The organism is Desertivirga xinjiangensis, assembly GCF_024436435.1.
GTDB classification, from domain to species: domain Bacteria; phylum Bacteroidota; class Bacteroidia; order Sphingobacteriales; family Sphingobacteriaceae; genus Desertivirga; species Desertivirga xinjiangensis.
Genome location: NZ_JAFMZP010000002.1, coordinates 301,215 through 316,035 on the forward strand (window position 1 = coordinate 301,215; position 14,821 = coordinate 316,035).

The following is a 14,821-nucleotide window of genomic DNA, read 5'->3' on the forward strand; positions in this document are numbered from 1 at the left end:
GAAAAGTATGATAAAAAAAGTTTTTCTGATGGTTCTGATCTTGCATGGAACCCTTTCAATCAAGGCTCAGTTGTATAAAGCTTCGGCCGTTCCAGACCGCATTATTCTTACCTGGTCGGCCGACCCGACAAGCACCCAGTCTGTAACCTGGCGTACAGATACCACTGTGAACAAAGCTTATGCACAGGTACTGATCGAAGGAAGTTCACCTGATCTTGACAAGGGGAGTGCCCAGGAAATCGCTGCACTTACCTCCGCTTTGCAAGGGGATACTTATGAGAAAGCCCATTACCACAGTGCCACTTTTACCGGTCTGAAGCCCGATCAGCTTTACGCTTACAGAGTAGGAGATGGCAAGATTTGGAGCGAGTGGTTTCAATTCAAAACTGCACCGGCCGTTACCAAACCCTTCTCCTTTATTTATCTGGGAGATGCGCAAAACGACATCAAATCCAAGTGGTCGCGTGTGATCAGAAGAGCCTTTGCTACCCACGGCGATGCCCGCTTCATCGTCCATGCCGGCGATCTCATTAATCGCTCAAATAATGATAATGAGTGGGGCGAGTGGCATTTTGGCGGAGGTTTTATTAATGGGATGATCCCCAGTATTCCTTCTTCAGGCAATCACGAATATTTCAGGGACGCGCAGAAAAACTTAACGCTTGACCCGCACTGGAGAATGCAGTATACCCTGCCTGAAAATGGCCCGGCCGGCCTGGAAGAATCTGTATATTATATAGATTATTCCAATGTACGGATCATATCATTGAACTCGCAGATGATCGTGCTGGATTCAACGTCGATGAAAAAACAAGCTAAATGGCTGGAAGGTGTGTTGAAGAATAATCCCAAGCAGTGGACGATGATCACTTACCATCACCCGATCTACTCAACGGCGAAAGGCCGGGACAATAAAGAGTTCAGGGACTTGTTTAAGCCGCTATTCGACAAATACCATGTCGATATCCTGATGCAGGGACATGACCATACTTACAGCCGCGGTCAAAACTTGCCCACCGGGGTGTCCGGAAAAGTGGGTGGGCCGATGTATGTGGTTTCTGTAGCCGGACCCAAGATGTACAAGATCGACGTTTCACCCCGTTGGATGGATGTTTTTGCAGAAAACACTCAGCTGTTTCAGATCATCTCAGTCGACAATAATGAGCTACTGTATACAGCGTATAAAGCGTCGGGAGAGGTGTTTGATTCCTTCAAGCTTAAGAAAACAAGCAAGGATAAGGCAGCTGTCTTTACTGACCTGAATAAAAAAAGCCAATAAAAAACCATTTATAGTTCTAACAAACCTTAGTCTTTGATTAGGGTTTGTTAAAACTATTCATAGCTAGTGTATTCTTTTTCGAAACGCAGGCGACCAGAATTCAGACAGGCAAGCCTCCTTAAAATAATTTTATTTAAACTTTCAATAAGTTTTGAAAGTTTAAATAAATACCCCTACATTTGAATCATGGAATTAGCAGAAGCAAAGCAAAAGTTCATCGAGGCATGGGGGAAACTGGGATCAGAGTGGGGGATTAACCGCACGATGGCACAGGTGCATGCGCTACTGTTGATCTCTCCGGAAGCACTTACCACCGAAGAAATAATGGAAGCGCTGAGCATCTCAAGAGGAAATGCCAACATGAACTTACGCGACCTGATAGGATGGGGGCTGGTGGAGAAGCAGCATAAGGCGGGAGAGCGAAAAGAGTATTTCTTTGCAGATAAAGATACCTGGAACATTGCCCGCCAGGTAGCCAAGGAGCGTAAGAAAAGAGAATTAGACCCCGTGTTAAGGGTGCTGGACGAATTGTCGAAAGTAAAAGGCGACGAGAAAGACATCGAATATAAAACCTTCAACAAATCAGTAACGGATATCAATAAGCTGGCTAAAAATGTGGATAAAACCCTGGAGACCATGCTAAAGGCGGAAGAGAACTGGTTCTGGGGTTCAATCTTTAAAATATTCAAATAGAATATTTTTTTGATATATATTTCAAAATTTTTTGAAAGTTCAAGATTTACAAACAAGTTTAACGCTATGACGACGCTTAAAAATCATCTTATCCTCTTCGATGCGGAATGTCCTATGTGCCGGGTGTATACCCGGGCCTTTGTAGAAAGTGGCATGCTTGACCGGCAGGGAAGGGCTGCTTACCAGGAAATTAACGAGCAGGCCTGTCCGGTACTAGACCGCCAACGGGCAGCAAACGAAATTGCCCTGGTAAACCTGGAGACAGGCGAGGTTACTTACGGAGTCCAAAGTTTGTTTACTGTATTCGCTGCACCCTTCCCAGTACTTAAACCCTTGTTTCTTTTTCTGCCTTTCGTTTGGCTAATGAGCAGGCTTTACGCCTTTATATCCTATAACCGGAGGGTGATCGTTCCTGCATCTATAACAAGCGAAGGCGACTTTAATATACAACCCTCCTTTAGGCTAGATTATCGAATTGCCTATTTACTGGTCAGCTGTCTGTTTACCGCAAAAATCTTGTCTGATTACTCCCTATTATTAAAAGGACTTATTCCCGCCGGAAATCCTTTCCGCGAATACATGATCTGCGGCGGACAACTACTTTTTCAGGGAATAATCATAGGAGTTCTAGATAGGAGCAAGCGCTGGGAATATCTGGGAAATATGATGACCATCTCTTTTGCAGGAGCGCTTTTATTGTTGCCCGCCCTGCTGCTTGCACCATGGCTAAATCTTTCTTCTGCGTTTTATGGAGGCTGGTTCTTGGGAGTAGCCGCTCTGATGTTGCTGGAACATATCCGCCGGAGCAAATTACTCCAACTCGGCTACGGCATGAGCTTTAGCTGGGCACTGTACCGCGTATTGGTTCTATTATTTATTCTTATCACCACCTGACATGAAGTACCGTAAAATCATACTCGCCGGAGGTAACGGTTACCTTGGCGGCGTACTCGCCCGATTTTATAAAGATCTTGCTGAAGAAGTCATCATCCTGAGTCGTAAGCCGGCTCCACGGGACAAAAACGTAACAACCCTGCTTTGGGACGGGAGGAGCAAAGGAGACTGGGTCGATAGTTTAAACGGGGCCGACCTCCTCCTGAACCTTTGTGGAAAGAACGTAAACTGCAGGTATACAGAAAAGAACAGGAAGGAGATCTACAGTTCAAGATTGGTTCCTACAGCTCTTTTCGGAGAAGTAGTTGCAGAACTCGACAATCCTCCCGAACTCTGGATTAACATAACTTCTGCAACCATTTACAGGCACGCGGAGGACCGGCCACAGGATGAAGAAAACGGAGAAATGGGTTACGGATTTTCTGTTGACGTCTGTCAGAAGTGGGAGAAAATATTTTTTAAGACCACTACACCTCGTACAAGGAAGATTGCTTTGCGAATGGGAATCGTACTGGGGAACAAAGACGGCGCTTTCCCTCGCTTGCTTAACCTCGTGAACCTTGGCCTGGGAGGTAAGCAAGGCGACGGAGGACAATATGTTTCCTGGGTACATGAACAAGATGCTGCGAGATGTACCCAATGGCTAATGGACCATAAGGAGCTAAGCGGGGTGTTTAATTGCACCGCTCCCGGACCTGTAAAGAACGCAGAATTCATGACTGCCATCCGCAAAGCTCGCGGAATTCCCTTTGGCTTAAACGCGCCCGCCTGGTTGCTGGGAGCAGGAGCCGTGCTCATAGGAACAGAAACAGAACTGATTCTGAAAAGCAGGTGGGTATTGCCAACACGGCTTACTGAAAGCGGCTATACTTTCCTTTTTCCCGAAATCGCCCCTGCAGTTCACGACATTTTAAGCACCACACTCTGATATGCCCCTGATCACACTAGAAACCAAAATTAAAGCACCACGGGAAGTCTGCTTCGACCTTGCCAGAAGCATTGACCTGCATCAGGAAACCATGCAACATACCAACGAAACCGCCATTGCAGGAGTAACAAGCGGGCTTATCGGTCTAGATGAAACAGTAACCTGGTGCGCACGGCATTTCGGGGTACAAATGGAACTAACAAGTAAGATCACTCAATGCATCTTCCCACAGGTCTTCATTGACGAAATGCTTAACGGGCCATTTAAAAAGCTGCAACATACACATCGTTTCGAAGCAAAGGAGGATTATACCCTTATGGTGGATGAGTTTCAGTATGAATCTCCTCTCGGCCTGCTTGGACGCCTGGCCGACAGGCTCTTTCTTAAAAAGTATATGAAAAGTCTACTGCAGCAGAGAAACGCCCGGATCAAACAAAAAGCAGAAATAACACTCAAAGAATCTTAATATGAGACCAGAAGAAGCACAACTAAGAAGGAAAATCAAAGCCTGGATTACCTTTTTTATCATCGCTCTAATCTTAAGTGGCATTACCGCGTTTCCAATCGAAAGCCAGCTGTCAGTGGTAATGAAGTTCCGGGATCGTTTTCCCCTGTCGCTGCAGAATTGGCTCAGTACCATTTACAGTGCGGTAAAAACAACAAACACTAACTATCCCTACCTCGCTTATGGAACCGATTGGCTGGCCTTTGCTCATATCGTAATAGCCACTGCCTTTATCGGTCCATTGAGAGATCCCCTCAGAAATATCTGGGTGATACAGTTCGGTATGATTGCCTGTGTTATGATATTTCCGCTCGCGCTCATCGCAGGTCCGATAAGAGGAATTCCTATGTTCTGGCAGCTTATCGACTGCTCCTTCGGCCTGCTCGGAATCATTCCTCTCTACGTTTGCTACAGATACATTAAAACCTTAGAATCAATACAAGTTAGACCCTTATCCCAAACCCATGAATACAAACACTGAGAACTTTACGTTAATAAAAGGCTTTTTCCTTTCCAATCTTTTTGGCTTTTCTTTGATCGGCATCAGCAAGTTGTTGCTATTACATCCCGGAGTGTTCGTCTATACAGAGTTCGTCGTTATCCCATTGCTGATGGGAGTGATAAGCGCCTGGTGCTGGAAAGACCTTGATTTAAAGGGTAAACAACTAACAACTCTATCCTGTCTGAACGGCATCATCGCCATTGTTCTAAGTGCTTTTATTCTTGACGAAGGCGTCATCTGCCTCATTATTGTTTCTCCGCTCATCTTTGCATTTATCGTTACAGGCGTATTCACAGGAAAGGCGATGTTTCGTAAGAACAATAAAAACCTGAACATAAGCATCTTTTCGCTGCTTTTGCTGCTATTTGTAGCCGACTCTCTTGCTACCCATCATCACGAAAATATGGTATCTGATGTGATGCTGATCAATGCGCCCGCAAAAGAAGTGTGGAAACATGTGGTAGCATTTGAGAAAATAGAAGAGAAGAACAAGTTCTGGCTTTTTCGTATGGGAATGCCTTCGCCAGTACAGGCAACCGTCGACGGCTATTACCAGGGAGCAGGAAGGAAATGTATCTTCAGTAACGGCTATATATTCGATGAAAAAATTACCGTGTATAAGCCAGGGCAGGATCTGACATTCGAGATCGTCAGTCAGCCGCAGGATCCCGAAATTATGGGGCACATTGACATCCTGCGCGGACAATTCCTTCTGAAGGATAATGGTGATGGTACTACTACCTTAACCGGCAATAGCTGGTACCGGCTCTATGTATTCCCCCTCTGGTATTATGATACTTGGGCAGAAAGTATCACAAGGAACGTGCATTTGCGTGTAATGGATCATATCAAAGTCCTCAGCGAAAAAAGATGATCTTTGAATTTATTGTAAAGAGGTTCGGTTTTCTAAAAAGGATTCCCTTACTACCACAGCTTTTCGACGCATTGCTGCGGGTTCAGGCATTAATCGCCAAACCCGAACTTCTTAGCTGGCTGGATAGCCTGGAGAAAGAGTTGCAGAGCTGGCCAGGTGTAAGTATCAGCATGCATAAATATGGCGGCTCGCAGTTCAATTACCAGGGGAGGGAGATTGCACACCTGCATAGTAATGGCTTGCTCGACGTACGGTATAGCCTCAAGATCAAACAAGAATTGCTTACTGAAGGTAGGATCTCCGAACACCATGTACTTCCCCACACTGGCTGGGTAAGTTTTCAACTCAGGTCAGAAGAAGACTTGAAGTATGCCCTTAGGTTGATTGAGATAAGCTGTTCAATGAAGATAGGGCACTGTAGTTCCAGCCTTTAAGAACCTTTTCGATGAGATGTAATTTGCGCTTCGGTAAACATCGTGTGCTAGTTAACCAAAATAAGCATGAGAAACATTTTTTTACCCAATCCGATATTTTCATAATTTTGCTTCATGAGAATGACTGTAATGTTATAATATCCTTCCTCGAATATATTTTGCGAATAGCACAGTAACACTACTGTCTAAGCAAGATTCCTATTGCATTATTTTTTTATTAACAATGTTTTCACGCGTGCAACCGAGCCGTGTGGAGGCCTCAATTTTTTATTACATGTCATCCCTTTTAAGTAAAACAGAAGTTGAACAATTCATTCAAGATGGATTTGTTCGTATTGATAACGCGTTTTCTGCCGAAGTGGCCAATGCTGCTTTAGATATTTTATGGAAAGATATTCCTTTTGATCGTTCAAACCAGGAAAGCTGGATAGAGCCTGTCATTCGCTTAGGAATGTATTCGCAGGAGCCATTTATACAGTCAATAAATACTCCCGCTTTATACGCGATATTTGACCAGCTTATCGGCGCGAATAAATGGATACCGTGCAGAAGCGTTGGTGCATTCCCAGTTAGATTTCCTGCCAGCAAACAACCAAATGATACCGGTAAACATGTAGATGTGAGTTTCCCGGGGGGTGACCCAGGAAATTATTTTGAATGGCGTGCCAATATCAGGTCAATGGGCAGAGCATTACTTATGTTAATTCTATATTCGGATGTAAGTAACGACGATGCGCCGACCGTGATCTTTAAAAAGTCGCATATTGACGTTGCAAAGTTGCTTTATCCTGAGGGCGACAAAGGCTTGTCATTTATGGAACTGGCAGCCAGGTTGGACGACTTGCCAAAACACGATGAAGTATTGGCTACAGGTAAAGCCGGTACAATATATCTTTGCCATCCTTTTCTGGTACATTCAGCGCAGTCCCACAAAGGCGTCAATCCCAGGTTTATGGCCCAACCGCCGCTATTGCTTCGGGGTGAATTAAACCTTACCGATTCAGAAATAGGCTTTTCGCCGGTTGAGCGAGCCATTCGTATGGCAATTGATTAGCCATTTAGAAAGAGACCCGACTGAGCCCGATATTCCATCGGGCTCAGTCCATTAAGTTCAATTTTATTCTTTCCTTGTTGCAATAGCAGTCGTAGTTTTTTACGAAGCAAAACAGTAAGATCTGTCTCTTGAACGAATTTAGAAAAATCATATATTGCTGCTCGATAACATTATATACTGAATAGCCTAAGAAGAAAAAATAAAAACTTAAAAATAAAATTATGAGAAGCCTCAATCCCTGGATCAACTTCAATGGCAACGCCGAAGAAGCATTTAGCTTTTATAAATCAGTTTTTGGCGGTGAGTTCGCAAAGATCGTTCGCTTCAAGGATCTTTCGGGTCCCGAATTTCAGGTTCCTGAACACGAAGCAAATAAGATAATGTACATTGGTTTACCTATCGGCAAGCACAATGTATTAATAGCCAATGATGTTCCGGAATTTATGGGAAGAGTAAACGAAAATGAAAACAGGTCTAAAATAGTTGTGAGCACAGAAAGCCGTGATGAAGCCGACAAAATATTTAACGGATTATCAGCAGGAGGTGAGGTTGAAGGCCCCATGGCCGACAGTCCCTGGGGTACATACGCCGGGATGTTTAGAGACAAGTATGGTATTGAATGGATTGTAGAATTTGACCCGGGCTTATAACTTTTTAAAATAATAAACCTTAGCGTTTAAGAAAGCTTAATGAAATGACATACATCTCAACTTTTTTCCGGAAGAAGTACTAAGCGACAAAGCCACCTGGTTGGTGGCTTTTGCGTTTACAATCGCTCAATTTCGTCGATTGACATGCCTGTAGCTTTAGCTATGTCTGCCACAGGAACATTTAGAGCTTTAAAATTGCGGGCAATATTTTCTATTGCCAGCGCTGCTTTGGCTCTTTCGTCCTCGATAGTCTTTTCAATCGCTTTCTCTACCGCAAAATCAAGCTGGTTTTGCCGGTCCCATTTGTCTTTTAAACTAGTTTCGTATGCCATTCGTTCCTCCTTTGTTAATGCTGCAACCTCTGCTATTTTGAATAATCTTTTAAATATAGGTTTCGTTATAAACGAGGGAATATCCACAAATTTACTCAAATGCTTAATTATAAACAACCATTGCTCCAGACCGGTTTTAACATCTTCTTCTGCTTTCTCGAACGCAGCCAGCTGGATGTAAATAAAGCCGAGTTTGTGATAAAATTCTTTTCCGGTTTCATTGTCCATCAGACTTACCCGGCGGATATACTGCCCTGGAAGACTATCCTCAAAAGAGAACCGGTCCATCACCGCTATCAGGTAAACTGGAGGTAACTCGTATTTCCACAAGTCGACGGCTCCTTTAGGGGCAATATCGCTGATAAAACGTGAGGAGTAATACAGGCATCTATCTTTGAAGAATCTTTGGTCGGTAGATTGCAACTCTACCAGAAAGTAGTTCCCTTGATTATCTATGCAGGAGATATCCAAAATCACTTTAGCCGTATTCTTATCTTCCCCCTGATGCTCATTCTTGAGGAAAACCAGGTCTGTGATCTCGTGTTTGCCTATGAAAATCTCATTCAGGAAAGCTATCAAAAGAGGTTTGTTGGGCTCGCATCCGAATAATTTTTTAAAGCCAAAGTCGCTGGTGGCATCAATATACTTGCCTGGAGGTATTAGCATGATCAAAGTTCAGGCTGCAAAATACAAGCTGGTGTTATGGAGCACCATGACGGTGGTCATGAAATTTATTGTTTTGCAACAATACCAGCATACTAGCAACATCTTTTTAACCTTTCGTAAAATTTGTTAAATTTCGCTTCCCTTATCCCAACCTGATGAGTAAATACTTTACACTGTTACTTTTACTTGTAACCAATTATGCCGCCTTTGCTCAAAAATCACTGCATAAGAGCAGGGAGAGCAGCTACCTCACCTATATCTATCCGCTGAACGAGGAAACTGTAAAAAGCCTTCTGAAGAATAAAGCTCTGGATGAGCGTGTTCTGAAGAACCCGGTCGATTCTTTCAGAACGAAAAGCACCTATAAAGATCATTTGCCTCCGGGCAACTACCTGAAAGTTTTTGCCGAGAAAAATTTGCTGCACTATTCACTGTTGGAAAAAAGAACGGCTTCCCTTAAGTTGCTGCATAACGGAAAAGACCTGCAGTTCATTTTGCTGGACCGCGAAGGAAATGAAGTGGAAGATGCCGAAGTGACCGTAAACGACCGCAGGATCGCCTACGACAGGCAGGGCGGATTATGGAGGGCTGGTTTCCCTAAAAAAGAGCAAAACCTGCTACGGGTGTTTTACCAGGGAGTGGCCAACTATTCAATAGTTGAGTACAAGAAAGACTCCAAACCTTTTTCTCAATACACAGCCTGGGTGTTGCGGAAGAGCCCGCTTAAATACGTGTATATTCCAACAAGAAGTCTCTACTATAGAATCAAGAACGGAAACGCCGGCTACCGCTCAAACGCGAGCCAGCAACAGCTCGCTTCAGGATATATAGTTTTTAACAAACCCATCTATAAGCCACTCGATACCGTAAAACTGAAAGCCTTCCTGTTGCATCGAAAATCGCATAAGCCGGTCGATAAGGAGATGGAAGTACGTTTGTCAGGCAACAACAAGAACAAAGTGCTGGGAACGCTGAAGCCGGTAAACAAAGGTTCCTATAATTTTGAATTTCCACTTCACGACAGTTTGAAGCTCGAGCTTGACCGTAACTATTCCATCAGCTTATATCATAAAAACAAGCTCTTCCAGGCCGGCAGTATCCGATATGAAGAATACGAACTGAAATCCATCACCTTCAACATGAGGGGTGCGGAAAAAGAGCATAGCAGGAGACAAGCGAACTCGCTTTATTTCAAAGCAACAGACGAGAATGGCCTCAACGTCCTCGACGGTCGCGTAGAACTCCATATCCTTACACGCTCAGCATCCCCGCTTGACAAAGAAAGCGTTTTCGTTCCTGATACCCTGTGGAAGCATCAGTTCAGGCTGGATCCACTCGGGGAAACAAAGATCCTTCTGCCAGATCATATTTTTCCGGATGCTGATATTACCTATGCAGCTGAAGCTACTTTTTTAAACAGCAATAATGAAAGCAGAAATGCTCAGGAAGAGTTTGACTTCAGTCCTGAACCGGATGAGGATCTCCGGTTTGAACTCAGGGCCGATAGTCTTCATGTAAGTTTTGCCGCCGAAAAGGGCATAAAAAAAGCAGAGGTACGGGTTGCTGCAAGCAATACTGAGGGTGATACAATCGAGACCTTTATGCTAACTATCCCCGGCGCTTTTAAAATTGATCCCAACGCCGAAGAATATGAATTTGAGGGGAAAGATATCCTTGACTGGTTTGATTTTGAAGACCAGGATCCGCGGATTAATGCCAGCAGCCGTCGTACCGCCGACTCTCTTTTTGTGCAGGTTGCTAACCCCCACAGGATTTCTTTCTGGTACACTGTCCTGAATGGTAAAAAAGTGGTCGACAGAGGCAGGGCTATTGATCTGGACTACAGGGTAGCCTGGAAAGGAGGTGGAAAGGCCGACTTCAGGTACAGCTTTATTTGGGGCGGCGAAACTAAAGAGCAGAGTGTGCAGGCTCAGTTCGCCGAAAAGGAGCTATTGCTGGATGTTCAGCAGCCTTTGGCGGTAACACCCGGACAAAAATCTGAAATTGAGCTTGCTGTAAGAGATGCCAAAGGGCAGCCGGTGGAGAACGTGGATATTACGGCCTTTTCAATCACTTCCAAATTCGATTACAACGTTCCAAATATTCCATACTTCGGCAAAAGATACAGAAGTTTCAAATCGAAGCCTCAGCTTGAGGAGGGGTATACTCCCGAATTTAGAAGAAAGCTTGACTGGGAGCGATGGGCGGCAGAGCTCGGACTCGACAGCATTGAATACTTCCGCTTCACCCATCCTTTAAATACCTACAAAACCGAGGAGCCTGCGCCAGATAGCATCACTCAAATTGCTCCTTTCCTGGTCTCCGGCGGAAATATCCTACCCGTCGAGATCCTGTATATCGACGGAAAACCGGTGTATTTCAGTCAGGCGAAGCAGTCGCAGCCATACTCGTTTAAAGTGGAGCCCGGGCTCGTTAACCTGAAGTTCCGACTAGCCGGCAAGATTGTGGATGCCGGCTCTGTATTGTTGCTTCCGGGGAAAAAGTCAATCTTTAGCTTCAATGCAGATCCGGGACTTAATAAAAGTATTAAGATTGTCAAGGCTTCTCCCACACTTACTGATGCAGAAGCCAATGTCCTGAACCGTTATATGATATCTCTTAGGGATACCTGGTCGCCTCGCTTTGCCACTATCCGGGAACCCCAGAAAACCATCCTCCTTCGTCCAACCGAGTCGAACTGGAGCAATAACAATAATGATATCCTGGTAGGGCCGCTTAGCTACAACCTGGCAGAGTTCCGGATAATGGGGGAAGCGCCTACGGGTTTTGTAGCCGAACCAAATTACGTTTATACCTTTCAACCCGGACTGATCAAACAGACGTCAATCCCCGCAAAGTATCCCTTCAGTACCCGGCTCCTAAATACCAGCGCACCTGCTTATACGCAATATGTTTTACGCAACAACCAGGTCGACAGCCTTTGGCTGGAATACCTTGACCTGCGGAGCCATACCATGCAGCTCTTTTCAAATCAGTCTCCCGCCGGTAGAGTTTCCGGGAGGCTGGAAATCAAACTGAAAAAGCCTGTGCCACAAAATTCCCTGCCACTGGTGAAAAGCATACTTCTTTATAAAAATGACAATCCTGATTTTCTTAATATATACAGGGGAAGCGACACTGATCTCGGTCGCCTGGACACTGGCAGTTACCGCCTCATGCTGCTTTTGAAAGGCGATAGTTACCTCCTGCGTGAAAACGTTAAAATAGCAGCGAATGGAAAGAATCTGCTGACCCTAGATTTCAATAAGATATTTCCTCCTGATTCCACCAGCATTAAAATTGCTGAGAAAATCAGGGAACAAGCAATGGGAAAGGGGGGGAAGGACTCGCCCCTGGTGGATAACATCAAGGAAAGCTTCAACCAGCAGTTTATAGATCCCTCGGTTTATAAAGCAACTATGTCAGGCCGGATTCTGGCGAAGAGCGATAAGACAGCTTTGCCAGGCGTGATTATAAAAATTAAAGGAACCAACTTTGCAAGCTCTACCGACATTAATGGAGAATTCAATATCCGTGTTCCCTTGCAGGGCAAGCTTCTGATTAATTTCATTGGTTTCGATTCCCAGGAACTTAATATCGATCCTGGAAAATATCTTGACATCTACCTCGAGGAAAGTACGCAGAAGTTGGAAGAGGTAGTTGTGGTCGGTTATGGCGCAAACTCAAGAAATAGCAAAGCACTTGAACAAAGTTTGCAGGGAAGGCTGGCAGGAGTTTCCGTAAAGAGAAGTGTGACAGCAGCGTCTACCACCATTAACATCCGTGGAGTCGGTTCCATAAGCAATCAAAGCAGTCCCCTGTACATCGTTGATGGTATCCCGGTAGAAAATGCATTGAAATCGATGGATCCCTCTGAAATTTCCGATTTAACTACGCTCAAAGACGATGCAGCAGTTGCTATATACGGCGCCAGGGCAGCTAACGGTGTGATCATCATCACCACCAGAAAAGGAAAAGAAAAAGCAGAAAAAGACGCTGCAGAACTTGCCGCTGCCGGCAGCGCATCTTTAATCTCCACATCATTAAGGACGAATTTCTCAGATTATGCCTTCTGGCAGCCACTTTTAAGAACTAATTCAGAAGGAAAAACGCGGTTCAGCGTTACCTTTCCGGATGACATCACCAGCTGGCGCACCTTCTTCATTGCTATCAATGGCAGGGAGCAGAGCGGCTTTAGCGAGAATAGTATTAAGTCGTTCAAGCCACTTAGCGCAAGCTTTGTAAGTCCGGCTTTCGTTCTTGCAGGCGACAAGTTCAGTCCGCTCGGAAAGATAGCAAACTATACCACCGAACCCGCTTCTGTGAACCGCGAGTTCCTCTATAATGGTCAGCCGAAACTCAAAGGCCCGCTCCAGGTAAATAATTCCCATATAGATACCATTTCATTGGTGGCAGAAAGAACTGATAGCCTGAGCTTCCGCTACAGCTTCGAAAAAGAAGGAGGTTATTCCGACGGTGAAGAACGCCGGATACCGGTTTATCCCGTAGGAGTGCTGGAAAGGAGCGGAGCATTTCATCAGCTGGAAGGGGATACCAGCCTCAGCATACGGTTTGATCCCAGGCTCGGCGAGGTGAAGTTACGGGCCGAAGCATCCGTGTTCCCCACTTTGCTCCAGGAAACAGAACGTTTGCGCAGGTATCAGTATCTGTGTAATGAGCAGCTGGCTTCCAAGCTGAAGGGATTGCTGCTTGAAAAAAAGATCAGGGAACATTTAAAGGAACGATTTGACCACGAGCGCGAGATTAACACACTGATCCGGAAATTGAATGAGGGGCGCAAAGCCGACGGCACATGGGGCTGGTGGAAAAATAGTGAAACCGAACTATGGATCAGCAGGCACGTCCTTGATGCTCTTGTCGAAGCCTCTAAAGCCGGTTATAAAATTCCCTTCAGGGTTGAGGAGATCAAAGATTACCTCGTTTATCAAGTTTCGTCTGACCGGGGAATGGATAAACTTGATGCTTTGCTGATGCTCCATAAGCTGGATGCAAAGATCGATTACAAGACGCCCCTGGGACATTATGAGAAGGAACTAAAGAAAGCCAAAGAGAAAGTAAACATTTACGAAAAACTCAAGCTTCTTTACCTCCAGCAAAAAGCAGGCATTGCCATCTCTGCTGATTCCCTGTTGCAGTATAAACGGAGCACGATGTTTGGGAATTTGTACTTCGGAAATGATTCATACCGTTTCTTCGATAACAGCATTCAGAGCACCGTACTTGCCTATCACATTCTCAGGGAAGAAGGAAAGCACCCGGCGCTGCTTCAGAAGATAAGGAATTATTTCCTGGAGCAGAGAAGTTCAGGCGAGTGGAGGAATACCTACGAATCTTCCCTTATTCTTGAAGCCATCATTCCCGACGTGCTTCAGGAAGGAAAGAAGCCACAGCCCGCCGAAATTACCTTGTCATCTGATCCAGGTAAAACCATCACCTCCTTTCCTTACGATGGCAATGTTAAGCCCGGCACCACGGTACAAATAAAAAAACGAGGCGATATGCCAGTTTACCTGAGCGCTTACCAGGAGTTCTGGAATTCAGAACCCCAGAAGCAGTCGAAGGATTTCCGTGTAGATACCTGGTTTGAAAACCAGTCCGGCCTTCGTCAAACCCGTCTAAAAGGAGGGTCGTCCGTTACCTTGAAAGCTGAAGTTACTGTAAAAGCAGATGCCGAATATGTGATGGTGGAAGTTCCGATCCCTGCAGGTTGTTCTTATGAGGAAAAGGAGCAGCAGAGCTGGTGGGGACCAGAAATTCACAGGGAGTACTTTAAAAACAAAGTAATATTCTTCTGCCGCAAGCTGAAGCAAGGCAGATACACATTTCAGGTAAAGCTGATGCCGCGTTATGACGGTTTGTATACCCTAAACCCTGCTAAAGCTGAAATGATGTATTTCCCGGTGTTCTACGGAAGGGAAGAGATGAGGAGGGTTCAGATTGGAGGCAGGTAATAGCAACAAGCCGAGGCAGGTAAGGTCCTTTAGTACTC

At 45.0% G+C, this 14,821-nt stretch carries 12 protein-coding genes; 11 read left to right on the forward strand and 1 reads right to left on the reverse strand.

All coding sequences use genetic code 11. The features are described from left to right. The first annotated feature begins 7 nt into the window (after nucleotides 1–7). The 10 genes from J3P37_RS06110 to J3P37_RS06155 all read left to right on the forward strand — a co-directional run bounded on the left by J3P37_RS06110 (nucleotide 8) and on the right by J3P37_RS06155 (nucleotide 7,813). The gene (locus tag J3P37_RS06110; protein WP_256010172.1) at nucleotides 8–1,279 is read left to right on the forward strand and encodes a purple acid phosphatase family protein; all 1,272 of its coding nucleotides are present in this window, start codon (nucleotides 8–10) and stop codon (nucleotides 1,277–1,279) included. A gap of 186 nt (nucleotides 1,280–1,465) precedes the next feature. Beyond that, the gene (locus tag J3P37_RS06115) at nucleotides 1,466–1,972 is read left to right on the forward strand and encodes a GbsR/MarR family transcriptional regulator (protein ID WP_256010174.1); all 507 of its coding nucleotides are present in this window, start codon (nucleotides 1,466–1,468) and stop codon (nucleotides 1,970–1,972) included. A gap of 66 nt (nucleotides 1,973–2,038) precedes the next feature. Beyond that, a complete protein-coding gene (locus J3P37_RS06120) occupies nucleotides 2,039–2,866 on the forward strand; it encodes a DCC1-like thiol-disulfide oxidoreductase family protein (RefSeq protein WP_256010175.1) in 828 nt (275 codons plus the stop codon). A 1-nt stretch (nucleotide 2,867) separates the two neighbouring features. Next, nucleotides 2,868–3,794: a TIGR01777 family oxidoreductase gene (locus J3P37_RS06125; protein WP_256010176.1), complete on the forward strand. Its 927-nt coding sequence runs from the start codon at nucleotides 2,868–2,870 to the stop codon at nucleotides 3,792–3,794. A gap of 1 nt (nucleotide 3,795) precedes the next feature. Further along, nucleotides 3,796–4,260: an SRPBCC family protein gene (locus J3P37_RS06130; RefSeq protein WP_256010177.1), complete on the forward strand. Its 465-nt coding sequence runs from the start codon at nucleotides 3,796–3,798 to the stop codon at nucleotides 4,258–4,260. A gap of 1 nt (nucleotide 4,261) precedes the next feature. After that, entirely contained in the window at nucleotides 4,262–4,780 is a 519-nt protein-coding gene (locus tag J3P37_RS06135; RefSeq protein WP_256010178.1) for a hypothetical protein, read from the forward strand. Then, nucleotides 4,764–5,675 carry an SRPBCC family protein gene (locus tag J3P37_RS06140; protein ID WP_256010179.1) on the forward strand — a complete coding sequence of 304 codons (912 nt, stop codon included), beginning with the start codon at nucleotides 4,764–4,766 and terminating at the stop codon, nucleotides 5,673–5,675. The genes J3P37_RS06135 and J3P37_RS06140 overlap by 17 nt, the downstream gene beginning before the upstream one ends. Beyond that, nucleotides 5,672–6,109, forward strand: coding sequence for a luciferase domain-containing protein (locus J3P37_RS06145; RefSeq protein WP_256010180.1), 438 nt, complete (start codon nucleotides 5,672–5,674; stop codon nucleotides 6,107–6,109). The genes J3P37_RS06140 and J3P37_RS06145 overlap by 4 nt, the downstream gene beginning before the upstream one ends. A 274-nt stretch (nucleotides 6,110–6,383) precedes the next feature. After that, entirely contained in the window at nucleotides 6,384–7,163 is a 780-nt protein-coding gene (locus J3P37_RS06150) for a phytanoyl-CoA dioxygenase family protein (RefSeq protein WP_256010181.1), read from the forward strand. A 221-nt stretch (nucleotides 7,164–7,384) separates the two neighbouring features. After that, a complete protein-coding gene (locus J3P37_RS06155) occupies nucleotides 7,385–7,813 on the forward strand; it encodes a VOC family protein (protein WP_256010182.1) in 429 nt (142 codons plus the stop codon). A 116-nt stretch (nucleotides 7,814–7,929) separates the two neighbouring features. Here the strand turns inward: J3P37_RS06155 and J3P37_RS06160 are convergent, their stop codons facing one another. Then, nucleotides 7,930–8,811, reverse strand: a complete 882-nt coding sequence (locus J3P37_RS06160; RefSeq protein WP_256010183.1) for an Rpn family recombination-promoting nuclease/putative transposase — start codon at nucleotides 8,809–8,811, stop codon at nucleotides 7,930–7,932. Between the two features lie 155 nt (nucleotides 8,812–8,966). Between J3P37_RS06160 and J3P37_RS06165 the strand changes: the two genes are divergently transcribed. After that, nucleotides 8,967–14,783 (forward strand): alpha-2-macroglobulin family protein, encoded by a 5,817-nt coding sequence (locus J3P37_RS06165; RefSeq protein WP_256010184.1) that lies wholly within the window; start codon nucleotides 8,967–8,969, stop codon nucleotides 14,781–14,783. Nucleotides 14,784–14,821: the final 38 nt, after the last annotated feature.